At 40.7% G+C, this 25170-nt stretch carries 24 protein-coding genes; 5 read left to right on the top strand and 19 right to left on the bottom strand.

Translation table 11 applies throughout. The annotated features are described in order from the left end of the window. Positions 1-77: 77 nt before the first annotated feature. From BK583_RS02640 to BK583_RS02600, 10 genes are all read right to left on the bottom strand, one after another. A complete protein-coding gene (locus BK583_RS02640) occupies positions 78-458 on the bottom strand; it encodes a hypothetical protein (RefSeq protein ID WP_038483752.1) in 381 nt (126 codons plus the stop codon). A 327-nt stretch (positions 459-785) separates the two neighbouring features. Next, positions 786-1997, bottom strand: a complete 1212-nt coding sequence (locus BK583_RS02635) for a hypothetical protein (protein ID WP_139366157.1) — start codon at positions 1995-1997, stop codon at positions 786-788. A gap of 16 nt (positions 1998-2013) precedes the next feature. Then, positions 2014-3165, bottom strand: a complete 1152-nt coding sequence (locus tag BK583_RS02630) for a hypothetical protein (protein ID WP_055735345.1) — start codon at positions 3163-3165, stop codon at positions 2014-2016. Beyond that, positions 3143-4018 carry an ABC transporter ATP-binding protein gene (locus BK583_RS02625; protein ID WP_055735346.1) on the bottom strand — a complete coding sequence of 292 codons (876 nt, stop codon included), beginning with the start codon at positions 4016-4018 and terminating at the stop codon, positions 3143-3145. The genes BK583_RS02630 and BK583_RS02625 overlap by 23 nt, the downstream gene beginning before the upstream one ends. Next, complete coding sequence (locus tag BK583_RS20390; RefSeq protein ID WP_055735347.1) at positions 4005-4781, bottom strand: hypothetical protein; 777 nt, start codon at positions 4779-4781, stop codon at positions 4005-4007. The genes BK583_RS02625 and BK583_RS20390 overlap by 14 nt, the downstream gene beginning before the upstream one ends. Continuing rightward, entirely contained in the window at positions 4774-5310 is a 537-nt protein-coding gene (locus BK583_RS02620) for an RNA polymerase sigma factor (RefSeq protein ID WP_038483763.1), read from the bottom strand. Before BK583_RS02620 ends, BK583_RS20390 begins: the two co-directional genes overlap by 8 nt. A 286-nt stretch (positions 5311-5596) precedes the next feature. Next, positions 5597-6928 (bottom strand): ABC transporter substrate-binding protein, encoded by a 1332-nt coding sequence (locus tag BK583_RS02615; protein ID WP_038483765.1) that lies wholly within the window; start codon positions 6926-6928, stop codon positions 5597-5599. A gap of 11 nt (positions 6929-6939) precedes the next feature. Next, a complete protein-coding gene (locus BK583_RS02610) occupies positions 6940-7782 on the bottom strand; it encodes a carbohydrate ABC transporter permease (protein ID WP_055735348.1) in 843 nt (280 codons plus the stop codon). Positions 7783-7797: 15 nt separating this feature from the next. Next, complete coding sequence (locus BK583_RS02605) at positions 7798-8709, bottom strand: carbohydrate ABC transporter permease (protein ID WP_035393654.1); 912 nt, start codon at positions 8707-8709, stop codon at positions 7798-7800. Positions 8710-8734: 25 nt separating this feature from the next. Beyond that, complete coding sequence (locus BK583_RS02600) at positions 8735-9844, bottom strand: glycoside hydrolase family 88 protein (RefSeq protein ID WP_055735349.1); 1110 nt, start codon at positions 9842-9844, stop codon at positions 8735-8737. Positions 9845-9966: 122 nt separating this feature from the next. Here BK583_RS02600 and BK583_RS02595 point away from each other — a divergent pair, with 122 nt between their 5' ends. The 4 genes from BK583_RS02595 (at position 9967) to BK583_RS02580 (ending at position 14033) form a co-directional block, all read left to right on the top strand. Beyond that, positions 9967-10824 (top strand): AraC family transcriptional regulator, encoded by an 858-nt coding sequence (locus tag BK583_RS02595; protein WP_038483771.1) that lies wholly within the window; start codon positions 9967-9969, stop codon positions 10822-10824. Between the two features lie 102 nt (positions 10825-10926). Further along, on the top strand, positions 10927-12084 hold the full coding sequence (locus BK583_RS02590) for a Gfo/Idh/MocA family protein (RefSeq protein ID WP_055735350.1): 1158 nt from the start codon (positions 10927-10929) through the stop codon (positions 12082-12084). 12 nt (positions 12085-12096) lie between these two features. Further along, positions 12097-13188, top strand: coding sequence for a Gfo/Idh/MocA family protein (locus tag BK583_RS02585; protein ID WP_055735351.1), 1092 nt, complete (start codon positions 12097-12099; stop codon positions 13186-13188). Further along, positions 13185-14033 carry an AraC family transcriptional regulator gene (locus BK583_RS02580; protein WP_055735352.1) on the top strand — a complete coding sequence of 283 codons (849 nt, stop codon included), beginning with the start codon at positions 13185-13187 and terminating at the stop codon, positions 14031-14033. The genes BK583_RS02585 and BK583_RS02580 overlap by 4 nt, the downstream gene beginning before the upstream one ends. Before the next feature lie 19 nt (positions 14034-14052). Here BK583_RS02580 and BK583_RS02575 read toward each other — a convergent pair whose 3' ends face one another. The 9 genes from BK583_RS02575 to BK583_RS02535 form a co-directional block, all read right to left on the bottom strand. Next, a complete protein-coding gene (locus BK583_RS02575) occupies positions 14053-14832 on the bottom strand; it encodes a sugar phosphate isomerase/epimerase family protein (RefSeq protein ID WP_055735353.1) in 780 nt (259 codons plus the stop codon). 106 nt (positions 14833-14938) lie between these two features. Further along, positions 14939-15769: a 5-dehydro-4-deoxy-D-glucuronate isomerase gene (gene kduI, locus BK583_RS02570; protein WP_055735354.1), complete on the bottom strand. Its 831-nt coding sequence runs from the start codon at positions 15767-15769 to the stop codon at positions 14939-14941. 21 nt (positions 15770-15790) lie between these two features. Further along, the gene (gene kduD, locus BK583_RS02565; RefSeq protein ID WP_055735355.1) at positions 15791-16537 is read right to left on the bottom strand and encodes a 2-dehydro-3-deoxy-D-gluconate 5-dehydrogenase KduD; all 747 of its coding nucleotides are present in this window, start codon (positions 16535-16537) and stop codon (positions 15791-15793) included. Between the two features lie 75 nt (positions 16538-16612). Then, on the bottom strand, positions 16613-17365 hold the full coding sequence (locus BK583_RS02560; protein WP_038483786.1) for a DeoR/GlpR family DNA-binding transcription regulator: 753 nt from the start codon (positions 17363-17365) through the stop codon (positions 16613-16615). A gap of 315 nt (positions 17366-17680) precedes the next feature. Further along, positions 17681-19180 carry a xylulokinase gene (gene xylB / locus BK583_RS02555; RefSeq protein WP_055735356.1) on the bottom strand — a complete coding sequence of 500 codons (1500 nt, stop codon included), beginning with the start codon at positions 19178-19180 and terminating at the stop codon, positions 17681-17683. Between the two features lie 29 nt (positions 19181-19209). Continuing rightward, positions 19210-20535 carry a xylose isomerase gene (gene xylA / locus BK583_RS02550; RefSeq protein ID WP_055735357.1) on the bottom strand — a complete coding sequence of 442 codons (1326 nt, stop codon included), beginning with the start codon at positions 20533-20535 and terminating at the stop codon, positions 19210-19212. Positions 20536-20553: 18 nt separating this feature from the next. Continuing rightward, entirely contained in the window at positions 20554-21375 is an 822-nt protein-coding gene (locus BK583_RS02545; RefSeq protein ID WP_038483795.1) for a carbohydrate ABC transporter permease, read from the bottom strand. 14 nt (positions 21376-21389) lie between these two features. Next, positions 21390-22268 (bottom strand): carbohydrate ABC transporter permease, encoded by an 879-nt coding sequence (locus BK583_RS02540; protein WP_055735358.1) that lies wholly within the window; start codon positions 22266-22268, stop codon positions 21390-21392. An 85-nt stretch (positions 22269-22353) separates the two neighbouring features. Beyond that, positions 22354-23649 (bottom strand): extracellular solute-binding protein, encoded by a 1296-nt coding sequence (locus tag BK583_RS02535; protein ID WP_055735359.1) that lies wholly within the window; start codon positions 23647-23649, stop codon positions 22354-22356. Between the two features lie 192 nt (positions 23650-23841). Here BK583_RS02535 and BK583_RS02530 point away from each other — a divergent pair, with 192 nt between their 5' ends. After that, positions 23842-25023, top strand: a complete 1182-nt coding sequence (locus BK583_RS02530; protein ID WP_055735489.1) for an ROK family transcriptional regulator — start codon at positions 23842-23844, stop codon at positions 25021-25023. The last annotated feature ends 147 nt before the right edge of the window (positions 25024-25170 follow it).

Here is a 25170-nt window from a genome sequence, read left to right as displayed (position 1 = left end):
TTTCCTTAAGGTCTACTGCTATTCTTCTTAGTCACTCATGACTTGCGTATTTCAATAAACATTTTAATTAAATCAGCTCATTCATTTATTATTGTCGGTAGATCAGAATCTTTTTTGAACGTATAGGTTTCATGATCGATTTGAATTCTTACTTCATCATCCCCGTTAAACATCATTTCTTGTCCATTAAATTTTTCACTGTTTATCTTATAGGTTGTCTCTGAAACGTATTCATATGTTCCTTTATCCGTTTCACTTTCGTTGTAGAAATAAAATGTACGATTATCATCTAAATCAAATACCATTGTTGCAAAAGGTAGATCACTGCTTAAATAGGTTCCTTTAAGCGCACTATTTTTTGGAGGTTTGTTGAATACTAATGCAATGACAGAGATTAGCAAAATACTTAAAAAGATACCTATGACAATTGATTTTTTTGAAATATGGTTTTTGCTCAAAATAGAAAGAACCTCCTCTTTTAGGTCTATATACTATCATTATGATACAAGACCATTCCTTATTTTCTTTTTAACTTCATGCTATTTTTAGTCCATACTCGCCACCAGAATTCACGATTGAATTTATCCTCAATCCAAATTCTTCGGTGGCATTTACTTAAAATTAATTCTTTTACATCTTATTTTATCAGAACAAATGATAAATAATCCTGCCATTAGCAGGGTTGAGGTTACGTAATAAAGACCACTTTTCACTTTCCTACTTTTTTTATAAGTTTTCACCTAGCCAATTCCTTTATTACTCTTACAATTGAGAGATAAGTGGAATCAGTTCACTAGATCTTTTTCTTTTTGTCGAAGACAGAAGATAATAGGTAAACTGATACAAACAACCATTAAAAGAATAGACGCATATACTTCAACCATGGGAATGTTAGTCCATTGGTACAAATCGTTTTTTAGATAAAAAGCATCTTTCAGTACACTATTAGCGATCATAATGAACGTAAACGAAACAGGTATGACTTTCATCAGTAATGATAAATAATGCTTACTCGTTTGGGAGATCAACAAGAGGATTCCACTGTAAGCGAGCCCAATTAAATAGATCAAGATCACCATTCTCCCTATCCATTGATTTAATGTCCACTGATAGAAAGATAGCAATAAGGGTTCCTCGCGACTTGTGAAGAAAGAGTTTAATCCATTAGAAAAATAGGGTTTAAAATCAGTTGTGTATAATAAACTTACAAATAATCCTACTATAAAAGTAATCAACATAAAGCTTGCAGTCATACCAACAGCAAATTGAGTCCATCTTATCCTTCGACCATGGTGACTACTCCATTGGGTCTTTTGAATACCTAATAAGCGATCCCTAACAAAAACAGAAGGAATTAATAAAGACATCAGTATAATTAGTACCTTTAGTAAGCTTTCAAAGTGAGCAGCAAAAACCACAGTCAACTCAGGAGGCACTATATTTCGCCAACCTTCATCTTTAAACAGCGTTTTTGAAAGTCGTTCTCTCTCTACTTCTGTATAGAGAGCATTATTTAAAAAGCTTTCAGGTGAATTAAATTGACTTATTGAGTTAAATACTGTTCTTAAGACGGCAATTTGTCCGTCTATTGAATAATTGTTATGATCTACTAAACTCTGCTGAATGGTATTTATTTGTTGATACTTTTCCATCTCTTGTTCATTCAAATCGTTTATGGCACCGGCAGGGAGATTCTCTTCATACCATCGTTCAAATTCGGCAAAATTACTTAGTTGTAATTCTTTAGCAATAGGGTGATTTACTACGATCTTATCCACTTGCTCAATTAAGAACTTATAATCGGCTTCAACCTCTGCTATATCTTCATCATCGAGATTTTGTCCAAAACGGCTCTGCCAATCTGAGGCTTGTTCATAATATTGAATTGCTCCAGCTATTGGCCAACCTTTATGTACAAAGTTTAATTCTAAGTTGTAGAATACAATTGTTATTAACAGTGCAACTAGAAAGATACTTGGTTGCACTAATTTCTTCAATTCAACAATAAACACGTTATTTCACCTCTTTCGTTGAATAGAATGCACCTGTCACAATGCAACTAATACCTAAAAGTAAGAGGTTTACTGCCATAGCGATGGATTCTTGCCAAGGCAAAATTGCATAAGGTCCCATCTCCGTAAACCAATATCCTTGTAGCCTCCAAAGTGAGACTGGATGCCACATTAATACTGCTTGCAAACTCCACCAACCTAACTGGTCGACCATTGCCCCAAAACTCAGAAAGACAACATATACAGCAACAAACACAAGAAACCCTTGAAACAAATGGTTTGTCCATAAACCTATTAGGAAATTAAATCCGTGACAAATAATGACTAGAAAAGCCCCTAATACAATGGATAAAAATGTATAATTGAACAAAGTCATTGGAGACCATGGAATAAAGGGAACTTCTAATAGCTGAGGGAAATATACATTTAGATGAAATTGAGTAGAAATACTCGTATTCCATATTTGTCCAATAGGATGAACAAGATTAAACATGCTAAACGTTACTAGAATCATTGTTAAATAAAAAAGAAATGTAAGGAGTACACTTGCCACATACTTGCTAACTTGTATGTTTCGTCCTGTTTTTGAACTTAGAAGTAGTCTATCAGTTCTTGTGAATGTTTCAGATGTACTTCCATATAAACCAATTAATACAGCAAAGAGTAACGACTCAGCCAAAATGGTATTAAACAATCGATTTCTTATAAAGGTAAATACACTCATGGTTTCTCCTGCTGCGCCAACTTCTAATGAAGCATGCGTTTCGTCTAATTCGAAAACAACCGGAGCCAACGTTTCATATTTTTTCGTCATTTGTTCTGCAACCGAACCTTGAATTTGATAAAAATCAATAATCTCTTCACCTAACTCCGCCGTTGAATAATGGAGAAATACATTCTCTAGTGATCTTGTTTCTGTTAGTAAACGTTGCTGATCTTTACTAGAAGATTGGTGAGCAAGTTCTCCTTTAAACTCGTCTGAAATCACATTCCCCGTTTTTTCTTTGATGTCTTGAACATAATCTAAATAGGATTGGTTTAAGTCTACTGTTGTAATATAAATTGTATTTAGTAGTACACTCGCAATAAAAAAGAAAAGAATAATTGGTTGTTCTAAAAGTTTACGAATTTCATAGAGGATAATTCGCACCATTTTTAGACACCTCATCTCGATAAATATATAGAAAAGCATCTTCTAAGCTGGGACGTACTTCCACACCTTCTTTTGTACTAAATGGACTTGCGATTCTCATTAAATGACCTCTGTCACCTTCTCTTTCACTTAATAACAATTGCTCTTCCGATAACGTATAACTAGCAGGAACTTCATAAATTTTCCCTTGAACCGAGTGAATAATAGAAGCTGGCGTTTCACAACAATAAAGTCGACGATTTTTAATCATAATAATTTGTTTTGCAATGGTCTCAACATCAGAAACAATATGTGTCGATAGAATAACAATTCGATCTTGAGCAAGACGGTGAATTAAATTACGAAATCTTACCCGTTCTTTTGGGTCTAACCCAGCTGTTGGTTCATCCAATATTAATAATTTCGGATTGTTCAACATGGCTTGAGCGATGCCTACTCGTTGAATCATCCCTCCTGAAAAGCGTTTCATTTTTTTATTCTTCACATCAGAAAGCGCAACAAGTTCTAACAACTCATCAATCCTTTTCTCCGCTTCCCTCTTTTTCATCTTCTGCAATGCTGACATATACAGTAAAAATTTGAACGGTGTATAATTTCCGTAATAACCAAAATCCTGTGGCAAATAGCCAATTACTCCACGATACTCCGCCCCCAAGTCTTTGATTGATTGACCATTCCATAAGATTTCACCAGAACTTGGAAATAAAAGCGTTGTAATCATTTTTAATAAAGTTGTTTTTCCTGCTCCATTTGGAGAAAGTAAGCCGTACACGCCGTTTTCAAATGTTAAAGAGATGTCTTCCAAAATTTCATTCGATTGAAAGTGTTTACTAACGTGGCTAAGCATTAGCATAATAAATCGTTCCTTCCTTTTGCATTAAGTAGTTGTACCTCAACAAATAGATAAATAGGAGAATAAACCCAAAACTGATTGCGGTTATAAGTGAAAGAGGAAGATACAACAGAATCTGAGTCATTAAGTCTTTTTTCCAGATAAAGAGAATTCCGATCACTGCCCATATCATTGGGGTGACCCAGTAGTGACAACGCATCGGTAGTTGAAATTCTAAAAGTAGTTGCATACTAGCAAATAAAAATAAAGAAGCAAAAGAAAGACTGAATAGTTTCATTAATGAAAGTTCTTGACCAATTAGTTGCCAAATGAAGACACTCCCAATTGTAGATACAATTAAAGAAATTCCGCTGAACATGAACATACGTAAAATGAATATTTCTTTTAACGAAACTTTCAGTGTCATTTTTAATTCGAATGTTCCTAACAATTTCTCTTTCCACATTCCAAGAAAATACAGTAGGGCATAGCAAAGAGGAGATATCATAAAAACAGCAAAATAAACATACTCAACATGTCCATTCTTAGCGAAAGAATTTAAATCAGGAAGGTAAAGAGCACCTACTCCTAACAGCAAGAGACCGACAATGTATAAAATATCTCCTAATCCCCAGAAAAGGTATCGGAAACCAACTTCTTGAAAAAAAGAACCAATAAATGCTCTAAACGTTACTGGTTTCAAATTCACTTCTTTTAAGATAAGTGCAATGCTTTGATCCTTCTCATCTTGATTAAGAAGAATCATTTTTTGCCTCTTATTCATAGTCATGAAACTCCTCCCTAACTTTTTTTATCAGTCGGTAATAAAGAGCTTTAATTCGTTCTTCTTTTTGAGCAAGCAATGAAGAAATTTCCGGAAAAGATAGTTCACCGTAAACTCTTAAATGGAAAATTTCTTGTATTTCTGGCTGAAAATTCGCGACATATTGATTGATAGCATCTAAAAGCTCTTTCTGATATAAGGTTTCGTGAAAATCTTGTTCTTCCACCAATTCTCCTTCTTTTAATTCGAACCAAGTGATTTTTAGCTTGCGCCGAGAATCAATGACTTTATATGTTCCAATACGAAAGAGCCACGTTCGAAAAGAAGATTTACGATCATCATAGGAACTTAAACCTTTTAAAGCTGAAATAAAAACCTCTTGTGTTAAATCGAGAGCGTCATCTCCATTACCAATTTGCCGGTAAAGATAATAATATAAGTCATCGTAATAACGTCGAATCAACTCTTCCGCAGCTTGATCCGATCCTTTTCTTAGTATGTAACGGATTAAACGCTTGTCACTAAACACATTTCTACTCCTTTCAACATCCTTACTCTTATATTCGAATTCTCACTCCCAATCGTTGCATATAGAATTAAATTAGTGATCTCTCTACCTCTGAAATTAAAACTAGATGGCCTTCCATAAAACGAGAGGATGCTCAAATGATTCATAACCCTGCCATTAGCAGGGTTGAGGTTACGTAATAAGAAATTTTCCTACCTCTATGTACAAATGCCCCTCTTGCTCCACACTAAAAAACCCTCTGACTGTATTCCAAAGCCAGAGAGGGAGGATTATTGGTCCTGCTACATTAACGTGAATGAATCCATTCTGTACTTTCAGCCTGTGCTTCTTTAAGCGCTTGCTCGACAGACAGGGTTCCTGTCAGAGCGCCTTCTATCTTCGCTTGGAGAATGTATCGTGGTTGTGAGGACGCCCACGGATAACGTGGGGTGACAGCGTTCGTCATGGCTTCTAAAACAGGGGGCATCAGCGCCATTTCTTGAATACTATCCCATTCTACCGCTTCTTTAATCACAGGGGTGCTGCCCCATTCTTCCCAGAGAAAGCGCTGAAAATATTCGCTTGAGCTGAACTTAATAAATTCCCATGCTAGGTCTTTGTTTTGACTCGTCTGACCGATGGCAAAGGGACTTCCAGAGAACATACTCCCTGCACCTTCCTCATTCTTAAACGTTTGGACAACAGGAAAGCGGTCTTCTAGTTCTTGGGCATAGATTGGTTTCATGTTTCCATTCCCTTGGTTAACGGCTATTGCGATATTGTTACTAGGGGTTAACCAACGATCGTTTCCTTGCCCGTTAATAAAGCTTCTTGGCATATAGTTAGACAGTTCCATCATAGCATGCAGCGCTTGCTCCATTTCTTCTGAATCAAAGTTTAATTCGATTTCTTCCCACCGTTGACCAGTGCCCCATTCACCACCAAACCCCTCCATAAAATTGGTTGCCGTTAAGGCGGTGTCATGTGTGCCTGCAAAGTAAATGCCATAGTTCTGTTCACCTGTAACGGGATTTTCCCCTGTCATTTGCTTTGCTTTTTCCATTACTTCTTCAACAGTTGGGTAATCCGATAGTGGTTCCACACCCCATTGTTCAAATAGCTCCTTATCGTACTGAATAAATCGACCATCTCCTAGCACAGGTAACGAGTAGATTTGCAAATCATCGTCTTCTGGCCCAAATGTCATCCAGCCTTCTACTAAATTATCGTGGTAGACACTTAAATCAAACGCATCTTCCTCAATGTATGGTTGGAGCGGTTCAAGTAAGCCTTGAGCTGCAAAGTCATTCACACCTGGCATTTGATAGACGTCTGCTTGACTTCCAGCTATCATCGCTTGAGTATTTGGTACATAATTATTCCATGGCATGATGACAAAATCGATGGTAACGCCGGGATGCAGTCGTTCAAACTCTTCTTTCACCGCATGAAACCCTGTTGATTTATGAGCAGTGATCGGATCGGTTGTGTCTTGAAACTTAAATTCTCCAATCATCGCAATGGTTAAATCACTTTCCTCTAGCTGAGGGCTCTCCTCTCCTTCTTGGGGCAAGCAGCCTGGTAAGAGTAGTAGAGACGTGGCGACGAAACAAACAACAGGCAATCGCTTTACATCCATTTGAACTCCTCCTATTCTTTTAAACCGCTTAATGCGATGCTCTGAATAATGTAGCGCTGTAGAAAGACGAAGACGATAATAATAGGTAACACACTCATTGTCGCAAGAGCCATGGTCATTCCGGCGAGAGATGTGCCATTCTCTAATGAAAAACTTGCTAAAAAGAGTGGAATAGTATGCAAGCGTTCCGAGTTTAACACAACAAGTGGCCAAACGAATTCATTCCAATTGCCCATGAACGATAAAATGATTAATGTTGCGGTAATCGGTCCTGCCAGCGGTGCATAAACCTGAAAGAATGTTCTGAATTCACTAGCGCCATCAATTTGAGCGGCTTCTCGCAAGCTATCAGGAACTTGGTCAAAAAACTGCTTTGCCAGGAACACGCCAAACCCATATAAAATCGATGGTACGATAACAGGCCAAAACGTATTCAGTAACCCTGCTGAGTTAAACATGGTGTATAAAGGAATGAGTCTCGCTTCTATTGGAATCATCATCGTTGCGAGCACAATGATAAACAACAGTTTCTTTCCTTTAAATTGCCCTTTGGAAAACGCATACCCTCCTAATAATGCAGCTGAGATTTGCAAAAACACAGAGCAAAACGTAACAAATGCTGAATTCAGGTACGCGCTGAAAATGCGGCCGTTTTCAAACACAAGCTCATAGTTAAACAAGGAAAACGGGTCCGGAATAAACGTTGGTGGAAATGGTACTTGGATATTAGCCAGTCGATCAAAGCTAATGCTTACCATCCACACAAAAGGTGCGACGACAATAATCGCCACGATGGCGAGAGCAACATACAGGACGATCTGTGTTATCTTCTGCATGTTTCTATGGTTATTCATCTTCTCCTTCACCTCCTAAAGCTTTAAGCGAGTTAGTTTGATGTTGAGCACCGTAAAGAGCAGAATAATCAGAAATAAAAGAACGGTAATCGCCGAAGCAATACCAAACTCAAATCCGCCAAAACCACGCTCATAAATAAGGGCAACCATCGTTTGTAACGACCTTCCAGGACTTCCCCCGGCTCCTCCTAATACAAAGATTTCTTGAAACCGTTGCAAACCAGAAATCCAGCCCATGATAATAAGGAAAGCAAAGGTTCCTGCCATATTTGGAATGGTAATAAAGAGCCATTGTTGAAATCCCGTAGCACCGTCGATTTCCGATGCTTCATAGAGCTCTGGAGAGATTGCCTGTAAATTCGCTAGACAGATGATTATGACGAATCCAATCCAATGCCAGATCGTGAGCAAAATAACGCCCCATTTTGATGTTCCCGGATCGGACAACCACGGTGATGTTGGTAAGCCAAGGGTATCTAACACATGGTTAATTAAGCCAACTTCCGGCTGGAGAACGAACATAAAGATCATCGCTGCGGCGACAATGGACGTAACGTTTGGTAAAAAGAACATCACTTTAAACACACTTTTAAAGCGGTTAATACGATTAATCATACTCGCTAAAATAAACCCGATTGGAATGGCTAACAGCAATTGAAAGAAAGCGATATAGAATGTATTGTATACAGCATTCCAAAATGCACCCTGACTTAGAACGCGCTGATAGTTCGTTAAGCCTACCCACGTTTCAATCGTTCCGTTTGAGTTATAAAAGCTTAAACGGAATGATTCGAAAACAGGGTAGACTATAAAACAAGCAACACCTAGAAACGTCGGTAATAAAAAGACGTACCAGCTAAGTGTTGATTTGATTGATTTGTTCCGTCTCGTTTGAACATTTGCAGGCATCTCAACCCCTGTTTTCATTCCTTCCCCTCCTGTTTGCTTTAGATTAGAAGATCCGTCGTTTCCAACCGTCTAGCTTAGCAATTGCTTCTGCATAGTAATAGTCGCCATAAATGAGTGAGACATTGATATCACGTCCTGCTGGACAATGGCCCGTTGCAAATGAAAGAATGGCTTCAGATTGACTCGGTGCAAGGGCATGGGAAGTTAGACCTTTCACCAATCGTCTAGCTGCCTGTCCATAGAGCTGCTTTTCCTTTGGCTCAACGGCTGCCTCTATTTCTAAAAGACCTGATGCTGCTATTGCACCTGCTGAACTGTCTTTAGGTGCATGGTCACGTTCCACACACCGGAAATCCCATAGAGGTACGGCATCTTCTGGTAAAGCCGCAATAAAGTGGTGCGCAATCTTCTTTGCCGCTATTAAATACGCCTCCTTTCCAGTATGTCGATAGGCATTTGCAAAGCCGTAAAGTGCCCACGCATTTCCTCTACTCCATGCTGAATCGGCAGCCTCCCCTTGGCCCCCTAACGCTTCAATAAAAGCCCCAGTATGGGGATCAAAAGAAAGAATATGGCTTGTCGTCCCATCCTCTCGAACACCGTATTTAAGGGTTGTATCGGCATGTTGATTGGCAATATGGGCATAGCTTGGATCATTGGTAACGTTACTTGCCCAATATAGTAAGGAGATGTTCATCATGCAATCAATAATCGCCCAGCCTTTTTTTTCATCGCCATTCCATGCCTTTATAAAGCCACCAACAGGATTAAAACGACCAGCTAAATAATTCGCTGCTTTTAGCCCTATTCGTAAGCTATTTTCATTTCCAGTTTGTTCGTAATCCATAACTGCCGTTAAAAGAAACTGAAATCCAACATCGTGATGGAGTACGATTGGATGGGCCTCAAATGCGGCTTCAATTTTTTCTGTCCACGGTTCTGCTTGTATGCGATAAAACGGATCACCTGTAAGGTCGTGCATCAGCCATAATAAACCTGGATAAAAGCCTGATGTCCACCAATCAACGTCCAGGTCATCGTATTTCCCTTCACGGTTCGTGGCATGAGGTGATTTCTCTCCTATGTTCTTTGCCATCTCCATGACCTTTTCGTTTAGCTGCATGGTCGTCATTCGTGTTTTCTCTGTAATCATGCTCTTCCTCCTTCTTGTCGTTGGACGTTCTTTTTTATGATAGCGCTTCCAAATGAGTGAAAGTAGTGATACAATGATGAAAAATATTGTTCTGTTGTTCAAAACGGGAAGGGTGATGATGTGTGAGTAAACCGTCATTCCAGTTCATACCAGAGCACAAAAAGGCAATTGTCTGGCATAACAATAAAACGAGCTTTCCGATTGAATACTATCACTGGCACCAAGGTTTCGAACTATTAATTGTCTTTAAAGGCTCTGGAAATGTGATTTTAAATCAGCGTGTGACACCGATAACACCAGGGAAATTGTTCTTTTTTCAGCCGTTTCAATTACACCACGTTGCCACATTAAAGAATGAACCTTATGAACGATCAACCCTTCACTTTGATCCACTTCACACCGAGAGACTTCTACATATGTACCCTTCTATGCTCCAACTCTTTTACCACATGCAAAACGATACATTTGATCATCAATTCATTGACTTTACCGCTGATTTCTCCTATATTCAACACCTTTGTCAACTCTACGACGAGAGCTTAGGAACTTGCCCATTGAAAGAGCAAATTGATCGAGAAAATGTGTTCCTTATTCAGCTGTTAGGGTATGTTCAACATCAGCTAAAACATCATTCACCTAGCTTACAGACACGGAATCTTCCCTATGCTGAACGGGTCATGCGCTGGATTGAAGGGAATCTCGCAAGACCATTTAAGCTTGATGAATTAGCAGACGAATTGTTTTTATCTAAGTCCTATCTATCAAAACGGTTTCGTATAGAAACAGGCAGCAGCATTACGACTTACTTAACCGCCAGAAGAATGAAGGAGGCCTGTCACTTATTGCAAACCAGCACCCTTTCATTAGAAGCCATTTGTTCAAAAATCGGCATTACGAATGTCTCGTATTTCATTCAAATGTTTAAGCGAGAGCTGCAAACCACTCCCCACCAATATCGACTTAATTTGCAGAAGCAATGACAACCACGTATAAATGGATGGGGAAATTCAGCAATAGCAAAACAGTTTTTCTTTAACTGGCATCCTAGACTATACGTAATGTGATAAAAAGGAGACGATTGGATGGACACTGTGCGCATTGGTATTATCGGGCTTGGTAACATGGGTACTTCACACGCTTCCTACTTGTTTCAAAACAAAATTGAAGGCGCTATCATTGGGGCATTTCTTGAGGAACGATCTGGACGGGTGGCGGAATTACAACGACATTTTGATGGGATTCCTCTTTTCACAGATGAAGACGCTTTCTTCCGTTCTGGATTGTTTGATGCTGTATTGATTGCCACCCCTCATTATAGCCACCCTCGCCTCGCTCAAAAGGCTTTTGCAGAAGGGTATCATGTGCTTTGTGAGAAGCCTGCGGGTGTCTTTACGAGTGAGGTTCGCGAAATGAATGAAGCTGCTGCTAAAAGCGGTCTCGTCTTTTCGCTTATGTATAATCAACGAACGAAGCCAATCTATCAAACGTTGCGAAAGCTAATTCATGACGGTGAACTGGGTTCGATTAGAAGAATGAATTGGATTATTACGAACTGGTATCGATCACAAAGCTACTACGATTCTAGTAACTGGCGCGCAACTTGGGCAGGAGAAGGCGGTGGTGTTCTTATTAATCAATGTCCCCATCAGCTCGATCTTTGGGGATGGTTGCTACAGATGGAGCCAAAGCGCCTGCGAGGGTTTTGTTCATTTGGCAAATACCGCGACATTGAAGTGGAAGACGAAGTAACGGCCTATCTTGAATACGAAACAGGCGCGACCGGCGTCTTTATTACAACAACGGCTGAAGCACCTGGAACGAACCGGCTCGAAGTAACAGGAACGAAAGGAAAAGTCGTGATTGAGAACGAGGAGCTGACGTTTTGGCAGTTGGAAACAGAGGAACCAGCATTTAACCAATCGTACAAAGGTGGTTTCGGCGCACCGAACAGCCAACTTATTCCGATTGAAGTGAAAGAGGATGCCACTGATCATGAAGGGATTACCCAAAACTTCGTCAATGCGATTCGAACAGGGGAGCCGTTACTTGCGCCAGGGAAAGAAGGTATTTATGGATTAACACTTTCCAATGCGATGCAGCTATCGACTTGGATCGATGATTGGGTGTCTTTTCCTCTCGATGAATCGCTGTATGAAAAAGAGTTAACAAAGCGTATTCAGCAATCTCAAGGAAAGAATCATGCTACTGAAACAACATTGGATGTGTCTGGTAGTCATTAAGGAGGGTCTATAATGGGAAAGCAGGATGGCATGACCTATGCACCAAAGGGAAAACCAAACAAAGTTGTGCAACCAGAGGACTTTTTAGTTGCAGCCATCGCTCTTGATCATGGGCATATCTATGGGATGTGTAATGGCTTGATTGAAGCAGGCGGTACACTTGCAGCTGTTTATGATCCGGATCCAGAGAAGGTGTCTCGATTTATTGACGTGTACCCTAGCGTTCGTGTTGCTTCATCTGAAAGTGAGATATTGACGGATCCCTCCATCCACTTGATTGCGGCGGCCGCTATCCCATCTGAGCGAGCTAACCTTGGCATTCGCGCAATGGAATCAGGGAAAGATTATTTTACCGATAAGACCCCTTTTACGAGCCTTGAACAACTTGAATTAGCGAAAGCAGCCGTTAAGCGAACAGGAAGAAAGTACATGGTCTACTTTAGCGAGCGTCTTCACGTTGAATCTGCAGTCTATGCAGGCGAACTCATAGCGAATGGAGCAATTGGCGACGTCATTCAAGTGACTGGCTTTGGTCCTCATCGACTTCAAGCAGAGAATCGACCTGAATGGTTTTTTCAAAAAGACAACTATGGTGGCATCCTCTGTGACATTGGGAGCCATCAAATTGAACAATTTTTATTTTATGCCGGTTGTTCAGACGCTCAAATCCTTCATAGTAAGGTTGCGAATTATGCAAACCCTGCCTTCCCTGAATTGGAAGACTACGGAGACGCTACTTTAGTTGGGAATACAGGGGCAACTCAGTTTTTTAAAGTGGATTGGCAAACGCCTGATGGGTTGAGCACATGGGGTGACGGTCGAACGTTTATTACAGGCACAAAAGGAACGATTGAACTTCGGAAATATGTGGATGTTGCCCGAGAAAAAAGCGGCGATCACCTTTACTTAGTCAATCAAGATGGTGAACATCATTTGTCCTTGCAAGGAAAAGTTGGCTATCCGTTTTTTGGTGAACTTATTTTAGACTGCATCCATAGGACGGAACGGGCGATGACCCAGGCACACGCATTTAAAGCAGCCGAACTCTGCTTACTTGCGCAACAACAAGCCGTGCATCTTACCTCAAGGGAGAATGTCCGATGAGCGGGCTTCTCCCACTAAACGAACGATTAAACTTTACGTATCAGGCAGATCATAAAAATGTTCAGAACCTCCCCTTTCATTCTCACGAACTTGCTGAAATTTACTATTTTCATCAAGGAAAGTGCACGTATTTCATTGGGGATCAAATCTTGCATTTACAGCCTGGCGATATGATTTTAATGAACGGTTTAACACTGCACTGTCCGAAGCTATTTCGCGATCAGCCCTACGTTCGTTCTACCCTTCATTTTGATCAAGCTTATTTTCAGCGTATTTTTGAAACAATGGGCTATTCAACTATGCTCGCAACGTTCACTCAAGTGAAACCCCTCCGCCTCCCGTTTCGAGGAACGGAAAAAGAGGAAGTGGAGACCTATTTGAAGCGATTAAACGATTGTAAGCCTCTGAGAGAGTCAGATGAATTCGCTCGCTTTCAACTGGCTTTTATGGATTTCCTCGCATTTCTCTCGTCCCATTCAGATAAGCATGGGGACCGACCCTCATCTTATATGTCTCAAAAAGAGAAGACCGTGCAGGCTATTGTAGGGTTTATTGAAGCGAATTACCAAGAGGATTTAAAACTTGAGGCGATTGAGGATGCATTGCATATGAGCAAGTATCATTTGGCGAAGGTGTTTAAAGAGATGACTGGGGCAACGATCTTTAAATACTTATATCAACGACGAGTGAATCAAGCTAAAATTGAATTTTTGCTCCATCAAGCAAGCGTGACAGAAGTCTGTTATCAGGTTGGCTTTAACTATCCATCCCACTTCACAAAGGTGTTTAAACAATTAACAGGCTTGACACCTGAACAATACAAGCGCCAAGCCGTTGCTGAGTAAGCTGGTTGCTTTTACCAGCTTATTTTTTTTGCTTTTGTTCCTGAAGCGCATCTGCAAAACGGTGCAGATTGCTTAGGCTCATTCGTAAACTATCCATTGGGGCACCTTTACATACGTCTTGCTCGACGACGTACCACTCAATTCCATGCCGCTCTCCCCATTGTAAAAGGGGTGGAAAATCAATAATCCCTTCACCTACTTCTGCAAACGTTCGGTCCTCATCTGCGGTCATATCTTTCAAATGAATAACCGGCATTCTTCCTTTGTAAGGCTCCACATAGGAAAGGGGATCATGCCCACCTTTTGCTACCCAAAATACATCAATTTCAGCAAATATGGCATTATCCTCACGTGGCTCTAGTAAATAGGCAAGTGCATCCATTCCTTCAAGCTGCGTTTCAAATTCAAATGCATGATTGTGGTAGCCAATTCGTAACTCTGGTGCTGCTTTTGCTAGCGCATTTAATGTCTTCTTCACTTCACGGTACCCACTTTCCGTTTGAAGAGACTCAGGTAAATAGGGACAAAACACATCGGTTGTTCCGTATTTTTTTGCTTCTTGTCTGACAAGATCAAATTCGTTAGTTAAACGGTCAAACGAAACGTGCATCCCAGCTGTAGCAACACCATTCTTTTTTAAATGGTAGGCGACTTCGTCTTGATCGTAGCCAGGTGGCAACCCAGAGAGTTGAATGCCAGCATAGCCCATTTCCGCAATTTCTTTAAAAACAGGACCAATGCCTGCCGATTTCAACTCATCTCTTACCGTAAATAACGTTGTAGCGAACTTATCTTTCATTGGATCAGCTCCTTACGCCTTTTCTCTTACTATAAAAGGATATTGAAGAAGATGCTTTTCTCTTATTGGCTTACTTACCCATTTAGTAACACTACATTGCTACGCATTACGTTAACGCTTCCATTGGAACTGGATCCATATCGGTGAATGTATAATTCTCACCTGCCATGGCCCAAATGAATGTGTAATGACTTGTTCCCACACCAGAATGAATAGACCACGGTGGCGAAATAATAGCTTGTTCGTTTTTCACAATGATGTGACGGGTTTCGTTGGGCTGTCCCATAAGGTGCATAACCCTTGAAGATGGCTCCATATCAAAGTACAGATACGCTTCCATTCGTCGGTCGTGTAAATGAGCTGGCATCGTATTCCACATATTATTCGGCTCAAGCAATGTCATACCAACCATGAGCTGACAGCTTTGGATTCCTTCTTGATGAATGTACTTATAAATAGTGCGGCGGTTCGATTCTGCGTCTGTGCCAAGCTTAGTCGGTACCGCTTCTGAGATTGGCAATTTCTTCGTTGGATACGATTGGTGAGCCGTTGCAGAAACGAGATAGAACCGAGCTGGATGAGCAGAATCCTCGCTCTCAAATTGAACGATTTCCTTCCCTTTTCCAATGTACAAGCAATCTCGTTTGACGAGGGTATAGTCTTCCCCATCCACACGCACTGTCCCTTCACCGCCAATATTGATCACAGCGATTTCTCTTCGCTCTAAAAAGTAAGCTGTTTTTAAGACATCACTCCAGTCTAATCGCAACGTTTTTTCTACAGGCACCGCTCCTCCGATAACAAGTCGATCATAATGCGAATACGTCCATTGCAAGGTGTCTGTTTGGAACAGGGATTCAATTAAAAACGCTTCTCGAACCTCACTTGTGCTGTACGACTTAAAATCAATCGGATTCACTTCATACCGAATATCCATTCCCTCGCCTCTTTTCCTTTATTATGAACTTAACCATCCACCATCTACTGCAAGAATATGCCCATTCACATATGAAGAAGCATCTGATGCAAGAAACACCACCGGTCCTTTTAAATCAGCAGGAACCCCCCATCGCCCCATCGGAATTCGTGATGAAATCGATTCATATCGTTGTTCATCGTTTCGAATCGCTTCTGTGTTGGACGTCACCATATAACCAGGTGCAATCCCGTTAACACGAACCCCTTTCTTTCCCCACTCGTTTGCGAGAGACTTAGTCAACCCAGCAACTGCATGCTTGCTAGCTGCATACGCTGGAACACGTAAACCACCTTGAAACGAGAGCATTGATGCAATCGTAATAATAGACCCTTTTCCTTGTTCAACCATTCGCGTTCCTACTGCTCTTGAAAGGGAAAAAACAGCATCTAAGTTGATTTGCATAACCGACCGCCACATTTCATCGGTAAAGGCTTCTGCTTCAGCACGTTTAATCGTTCCTGCATTATTGACCAAAATGTCAACGCTTTCAAAAAGGTCAAATACTTGTTTAGCAAGCTTTTCGGCTCCTGTTTCAGCGGCTAAATCGGCCTCTAGTCCAATAAAGGTACTGCCACACCGCTCTACAGCAGCCTTCGTCTCGCTCATATCACTTATTCCAGCACCAATAATCGTTGCCCCTGCTTCTGCAAGGCCAATCGCCATCCCTTGCCCTAGCCCACGACTGGCACCTGTTACTAAAGCAGTTTTTCCCGATAGTGAGAACAATCGTTACCCTCCTAATGTTCATATATGTTCGTTTGGGTTTGATAATAGCACAATTATTCTCATTAGACAATCTTTTTAATACACTTGTATGCCTTGCTTTTCCAACTCGGCTTTCATTGACTGGTCGATTTGCGTATCTGTTACAATTCCGTCAAGTGCGCTTATCTCAGCAAATGTCATTAATCCGGTCTGACCAAATTTTGTTGAGTCTGCTAGTAAAATAACTTCTTCTCCAGCAGTAATTATTTTTTTCTTCCATTCAATATGTTGTTGATTTAACACAGATAATCCATTTTTTACTGAGATTCCAGTCGTGCCGATAAATGCTTTCTTTACATAGAAGGCATCAAGCATGTTTATTGTCTCTGTGCTGTAAAGAGCAGAACTCGTTCCTTGACGTACGCCTCCTAGCATGATGAGTTGAATGGCTTCTTTTTCATATAGTTCAGCCCCTACTTGAATGTCATTTGTAATAACCGTTAATGGTTGATCGCCTAACGTTTCTGCAAATGCCACTGCAGTGCTGCCTCCATCTAGCAAGATGACGTCATGATCTGCTAAGCATGTCTTGGCTTTTAAAGCGATTTCCTTTTTCTTTTCGCCGTGGCTCTGTTGTCTTTTTTGAATGGGTAACAAGCTCGTTTCTGTCTCTAACAAAACGGCTCCACCATGGACACGCTTAAGGAAATGCTTGGCTTCAAGTGCCTCTAAATCAAGGCGGATGGTTTTTTCTGTTACGTTCAATTGCTTACTTGCTTCTGATACTCGAATGGATCTATGTTCAGCTAAATAAGCGAGCAAGCGCTCATGTCGTTCAATCGTTAACATGCTTTTCACCTCGTTAGTAACTATCGCACATTATCAAACATTTGTAAACGTATCCTTAAAGCAAAAAAGTAGAGGCTGGGACAAAAGTAGATAGACAGACCAAAATGACGAACATTCCTGAAAATAGGAACGTTCGTCGTTTGTTTTATATGAACATAAGCGGAAGGAGAATCCGAAGTGGCGGTTTTCCACGGAGGAGACTGAGGCCGTGTCCCCGGAAAGCGAAGGATTCTCCTGTAGCGGTGCTACTCAGCATCTTTTAGACTATTCGTCTTTTCAACTACTACTTTTCGTTATGTCCAAGCCTCTACTCACCTATCTTCTAAACGTAGATAATTGTTCATTTAGTTCAGACGTTTTCCCATATACCTGTTGATAGACATTGAATAGTTGCTGATACGTCTTCACGTTTGCTTTGTTAGGGACGAATTCTTCCTCAATGGACAGAAACGCATCGCCGCATTCCTTCAACGAGGCAAACCAACCACATCCATAAGCGGCCAGCATAGCAGCACCCATCGCAGGGCCTTGCTCTGTTGACAACTTCACGACCTTAGCGTTAAAGATGTCGGCTTGAATCTGTAACCACGAGGCACTTTTTGCTCCGCCTCCAATAGAAATAATCGTCTCAATTTCTTTTCCATATTGTCTAAACAACATCACAGATTCGTGTAAGGAAAACGTAATGCCTTCGACAACTGCACGCACAAAGTGAGCATGCTTATGACCACTGTCCATGCCGATAAAACTAGCTCGAATGGTTGCATCAGCATGGGGAGTTCTCTCACCTACAAGATACGGTGTAAACAGCAAACCATTGGCCCCTGCCGGCACCTCTTCTAGTTCAGCGAGCACTTCATCAAAACGTTTTTCTTGCGCGAACGTTTCTTTAAACCATTGAAGACTGTAGCCAGCCGCAAGGGTTACCCCCATTGTATAAAAGCGCTCTGCAACCCCATGATGAAAATAATGAACGTTACCTTGAAAATCTTTATCGCTGCTTTCCTCGTAAGAGAGAACCACACCAGACGTTCCAATACTAACGAGGGTTTTCCCTTCTTCATAGATACCTGCACCGATGGCGCCACAAGCATTATCAGCCCCTCCAGCGAACACATTGGTTTCGTTAGAAAGCCCGGTGCGTTTGGCGACCTCATCGGTTAATACCCCTACCTTATCATGAGCGTTTACAAGTGGCGGAAACAGAGCTTTATCAAGACCCACTAATCTCGCAATCTCTTCACTCCAGCATGATTGCTTTACATCTAATAAAAGAGTACCAGCTGCATCCGAATAATCCATATGGAGCGCGTTGGTTAGCTTGAGACGAAGATAATCTTTCGGTAAAAGAAAGCTTTTTACTCGATTAAATACTTCTGGCTCATGGTTTTTCACCCATAACAGTTTCGGTAACGTAAACCCGTCTAAAGCTAGATTTTGCGTAATCTCAAGTAGCTTTTTACGGCCTACTTTTTCGTAAATCTCTTTACACTCTTCTCCCGTTCTCGTATCATTCCAAAGAATGGCGTGCCGCAGGGGCTGTTGCTGTTCATCAAGTAGAACAAGACCGTGCATTTGTCCAGAAAAACTCATTCCTTCTATGTCCAATGGGTTGCCTGTAAAGTGAGTAACCATTTCGGCTAACCCTTCTAAGGTTTTCTCTACCCACTCGTTTGGATCTTGTTCACTATACCCAGATTTATGTTGAATAAGGGGGTACGCTTTTGATCGCTCATGAACCGTTTCACCTTGTCGGTTAACAAGAGTAATCTTCACCCCGCTTGTTCCTAAATCAATGCCAATCACATACTTCACGTTATCACCACACCTAGCCCTAGGTTTTTCTATTGATCTGCGTACATTGTTAATACGTATTGATTGATGATGGCTTTTATACGCTCGAGCTTTCCAGACGTTTGTTGGATTGTATCTAACGTATACGCATGTTGCTCTAATTCTTGTAAGCTAACTGTTCCGTCTACAATTTGTTTGCCAATCCCGGTGGAATAACTTTGGTAGCGATCTTCAACAACTGCTTCTAGTACACCATCATCCAGCAACTTTTGTGCTACTTTTAAACCAACAGCAAAGCTATCCATACCCGCTATATGTGCTTCAACTAGGTCTTCTGCTGCGAAGGAGCCTCTTCTCACTTTTGCGTCAAAGTTTAATCCTCCCCGCCCAAGTCCACCATTCTTTAGAATTTCATACATGGCGAGTGTTGTCGCATAAATGTCTGTTGGAAACTCATCCGTATCCCATCCTAACAGAGGATGACCTTGATTGGCGTCAACAGAACCAAGCATTCCATGTATACGTGCGTAGTGAAGCTCGTGCTCAAATGTATGACCTGCTAATGTCGCGTGATTGGCCTCAATGTTAAATTTAAAATCCTTCTCTAATCCGTAGTGTTGGAGGAACGCGTAGCCACTCGCCACATCAAAGTCATATTGATGGGACGTAGGTTCTTTTGGCTTTGGTTCAATTAAAAACTGTGCATCAAACCCAATTTCTTTTGCGTATGCAACGGCTAAATGAAAGAAACGTCCAAGATTATCTAGCTCCAATTTCATATCCGTATTCAAGAGAGTTTCGTAGCCTTCACGCCCTCCCCAAAACACATAGTTCTCTGCACCGAGCTCTTTTCCTATTTCTAGCCCTTTTTTCACTTTAGCCGCAGCATAAGCGAACACATCTGCATGGTTTGATGAAGCCGCACCATGGACAAAACGAGGGTGGGAGAAATTATTTACTGTATTCCACAATAGCTTTGTCTTGCTATCTTTCATATAGTCTTTCATCATAGCAACAATAACATCTTGATTTTTATTGCTTTCCTTCAGGTTCTCGCCTTCTGGCGCAATGTCTACATCGTGAAAACAAAAGTAAGGCACACTTAATTTTTCAAAGAACTCAAAGGCCGCTTCCACTCGCGCCTTTGCCAAATCAAGACCTTTTAAATGATTCCACGGTCTAATCGCCGTTCCTACTCCAAATGGATCTGTTAAATCTTCTGTAAACGTATGCCAGTAGGCTACCCCAAATCGCAAATGGTCTTCCATCGTCTTATCGCCAATAACCTCTTCGGCATTGTAGAATTTAAAAGCAAATGGATTGGTTGAATTCTTCCCTTCGTAGCGAACGTTTGATACCGTTGAAAAATAAGTCATTGTTCATTCCTCCTATAGTTATCCTTTAACAGCACTCGATGAAATCCCTTCCACTATCTTGTTACTAAAAAAGAAAAATGCGATTAAAATCGGTAGCACACTAATGACGAGCGTTGCTCCAATAGCGCCCCAGTCCGTCATATATTGACCAACAAAGTTTTGAATTCCGACGGTTAATGTCTTGTAGCGATCGGAACTGATGAATGTATTCGCAAAAACGAACTCGTTCCAGTTGTAAATCATATTAATAATCGCTGTTGTTGACAAAACAGGAATAGTGAGCGGCAAAATAATGGTGAAAAAGAGCCGATGCAAGGAAGCGCCGTCAATAATAGCAGCTTCTTCAATTTCTTTGGGAATCGTATAATAAAATCCTAAAAGAATCATCATCGTAATCGGCAAATTATAAGCTGTATACGTTAAAACGATGGCCCAAGGGTTATCAATAATCCCTGCATCTAGAAACATACTAAACAATGGAATGAGCGACGAATGGATCGGAATCATTAACCCGATCATAAATAGCCCAAGGACGAGTTTGTTTAGCCTCCAATGCATTCTCGTAATGACGAAAACAGCCATACTCGCAAAAAGTAATGTAAAGAAAATCGATATAGTCGTAATCCAAACACTATTAAAAAAGTAATTACCAATGCCTGCTTCCCAGACGCTGTAGTAATTTTCCCATTTAATCGCTTGCGGTAAAGCAAATGGATTCCCTGCAAAAATTTCGCGGTTGTCTTTTAAAGAGAAGAGAAACAACCATACAATAGGGAACACTTGAATGATGGCTACGATACTCAAGCTTCCGTATAACAGGAAGTAACCGAGTTTTTTCATGCAATCACCTCTCGTTAATATTGGATATCTTCTTTATCCGCGGTTAATTTGCGAACAATATAGGTGACAATTAAGGTAATAACTAGAAGAGCAAAACCGACTGCGCTACCATAGCCAAAGTTGTAGCTACCAAAAGCAAGCTTATACATATAAGAAGCCATCACTTCACTTGCTCCGTTAGGTCCTCCGCCGGTCATGACAAAGATCAAATCAAAGTATTTTAGTGAACCAACAACCGCAAGAACAATGGTGACTTTAATCACACCCATAATTAATGGGAGCTTAATACGAAGGGCAATTTGCAATGGACTTGCACCATCGATCTTCGCTGCTTCAATAATCGTTTCTGGTATTCCTTTTAATGCTGCATAATAAATCAGAATATAAAATCCAGCGTACTGCCAAAGAATCGGAATAAAGATGGAATAAAGAACAATCGATGGGTCCGCAAGCCATAGCGGTGGATTTTCCACTCCGATCCAGCCCAACATGGTATTGAGCATTCCGTTGGAAGGGTTGTAAATTTTGATCCATAGCTGTGCAATCGCTACTGATGAAAGGAGCATCGGAATTAAATATACTTTACGAAAAATAGTGGCACCTCTAATTTTTGACGCCAGTATAAGCGAGACAGCTAAGTAAAGAAGTAAACTTAAAGTTGAAAACAGAGCTAGCAAAAACGAGTGACCTGCACTCTGCCAAAAGGTAGCATCTTGTACAACGTTTATGTAGTTGTCAAGACCAATAAAACTCATTTCGCCAATTCCATCCCAGCTCATTAACCCATAATAACCAGTAAGAAGAAGCGGAATAAAGATTAGTACCAGTAGCAGCAATAGGGCTGGAAGAAGGTAGAGGGTTATAAACCACTTGTTTGACATCACTTTGTTCATTTCACACACCCCCATTGAAAGAAGTAAAAAGGGCTCTTCTTACTAAAAAGCCCTTTTGTTAAAAACGTTGGATCATGTACGTGCACTATTCATCTGATAAAGCGTCTTCATGCGCTTCTGCAAATTCTTCAGGTGTTATTTCTAATCCGAATAAGGACTGAATTAAATCAAGATGTGTTTGGGCTGTCGCAGCAGACATTTGAACATCTGCATAAAGGGTTAAATTCGTTGCTTCATTCAAATCATTCAAGACGTCTACGTACATATCAGGTAAGTCTAGAGCATCACTGTCTACTGTTGTGGCAGGAAGTACGCCAGCTTCAGAAACTGCTCGCTCTCCCCATTGCTCTACAAAATACGTAGCAAACTGCTTCGATTCTTCTTTTACATCTGAGTCTTCACTGATAAACAAGCCAACGCCAGGACCACCTACATAGCTCTTTGGATCACCAGCACCCTCTACAGTTGGAAACGTAAAATACCCAACACTGTCTCTAAATTCTTGAGGAATGTCTTCATTTGTTGTAAAATTCGGTAAATCCCACGTCGCAATCATGTACATGGCTGCTTGCTCGTTCATAAACATACTCTTCGCTTCCTCATCCGCTAATCCGTTAAACCCACTTACAAATGAATCGTTCTCAACCAATTCTTGTATTTTTGCGGCTGCTTCGACAAGGGCTTCGTCTTCAAATGAACCAGAACGATCAATGGCGCTCGTCAAGGTCTCACTACCGCCAATTCGATCGGCAAAATACATGTACCACATAGAACCGGTCCAGCGATCGCCATTACCTAAAGCAATTGGATTCACATTCTCATCTTTTAATGTATGAATGACTTGTTCGAATTCTTCATACGTTTCAGGCACTTCTAACTGGTAGTCATCAAAAATGGATTTATTATAGTAAATGTACACTGTATTTAATTCAAGTGGTAAACCGTATGTTTCCCCTTCTTTTTCATAGGCTTCAAGTGTGCCTGCAACAAACTCTTCTCTTAATCCGTCGTCTAATAAGTCATCTAATGGTGCAAATTTATTTCCCTCAACAAAAGGGTCTAAATAACCTGCTGCCCATGTCATTCCAACATCTGGTAGGCTATTGGAAGCAGATAAGATCGTAATTTGATCTTTGTACTGCTCGTTACTTAGTACTTGCATATCAACAGAAATACCGCTCTCTTCCTCAAAATCAGCTACGATCTCATTGACAATACGATGATGTTCAGCGGAACTCCCTTGTGGCCATAGATGCATAAATTCAATTGTTTCCGAGCTCCCGTTGCTTGCTTCACCACCAGAACCATTTGAACACCCTACTGCAAGAAGTGATACTAAACTACAAGTCGATATTAATGTAATCGCTTTCTTTTTGTTCATGATCTTCCCCCTTAACGTATTTTGAGATGGTGGAACGAATGTCAAAATTAGAATAGCATGCAAAACTTAGTTTGTCTAGTAGATAAACTAAGTGTATAATGAGTAAACAAAGTATCCTAATGAATGGCGTTTCCTGTTTCAGTACTTTATAGTGTACCTAATAGTACACGATATCTTGAAGGGATTGATTTTTTGATTAAGACGTACAACCAGCATGTGGTGAAACAACGAAACAAATCCATTATTTTGCAACTCATTAAGGAATCTTCCCCGATTTCAAGGGCTGATATTGCAAATCAAACCGGCCTTAATAAAGGAACCGTCTCATCGTCCGTGAGTGAACTCCTTGATCATGAACTCATACTTGAACTAGGTCCGGGTTTATCAAATGGCGGTCGTAAACCCGTTATGCTCTTGTTTAATCAAGAAGCAGGCTACTCTATCGGGATTGATATTGGCGTAAACTACATACTTGCCATTCTAACGGACCTACAAGGAACAATTGTTTATGAAAAGCAAATTGATATTGACGAGTTCCCATTTCCAACGGCAACACAAGTCCTTTTCTCTTTAATTGATGAGTTACTCTCTGTTACGCCTAAAAGTCCGTACGGGGTTATTGGGATTGGGATTGGTGTCCCAGGCATGATAAACAAAGACGGTGAGATCTTACTTGCTCCAAACCTGAATTGGAAAAACGTCACAATTAGTAAACTCATTGAAGAGAAGTACAACATACCTGTTACGATTCATAATGAAGCTAACGCCGGTGCTTATGGAGAGAAACGATTTGGTGCTGGACAAGAGCATCGAGATGTTATTTATATCAGTGTAGGCATCGGGATTGGCGTAGGGCTCATCTTAAATAATCAGCTTTATTTAGGACAACATGGGCTTTCTGGTGAGCTTGGACATATGACCATTGATAAAGATGGGCCGATTTGTACCTGTGGCAATAAAGGATGCTGGGAACTATTCGCTTCCGAAAAAGCGTTAGTACGTAAAGGAAAAGAAGCGGGACTCACCCCTCTTAACAAAAAACCACTCTCACTTGAGACTATTGTCCAACTAGCTGAAAAAGGGGATCAACAAACAATTGAGCTTATCCAACTCATTGGAAAGAATTTGGCTATCGGTATTAATACCATCATTAATGTCTTTAATCCAGAGCAAATCATTATTGGGAACCGTTTAGCTGTTTTGCACAAATGGCTTTCAGATGACATTCAGAATCATCTCGAACAATCGTCTCTCTCTAATCAATCATCAGCTACCCAGCTACAATTTTCTAAATTAGAGAAGCGTTCAGCTGCGCTAGGTGTTGCTGCTTTTTCCAGTGAACATTTTATTAAACATTTTCTAGAACACAACTAATTCGTTTATCTAACATAACGGATGGAGGTGATGGATCGTTTTTTGCTATGAAAACAGAAGGAGTATAACTTGTTCATGCAGCAATGCATAGAGCTGGTTCATTCCTGTTACCCGTATTGTTAGCGCTTACAACTATTATGAAAAGGT

Origin of the sequence: Shouchella oshimensis (assembly GCF_002019765.1) — a bacterium.
Taxonomy (GTDB): Bacteria; Bacillota; Bacilli; order Bacillales; family Bacillaceae_D; genus Shouchella; species Shouchella oshimensis.
Note: the sequence above shows the minus strand (reverse complement) of the source record. Positions and strands in the feature narration are given on the sequence as shown.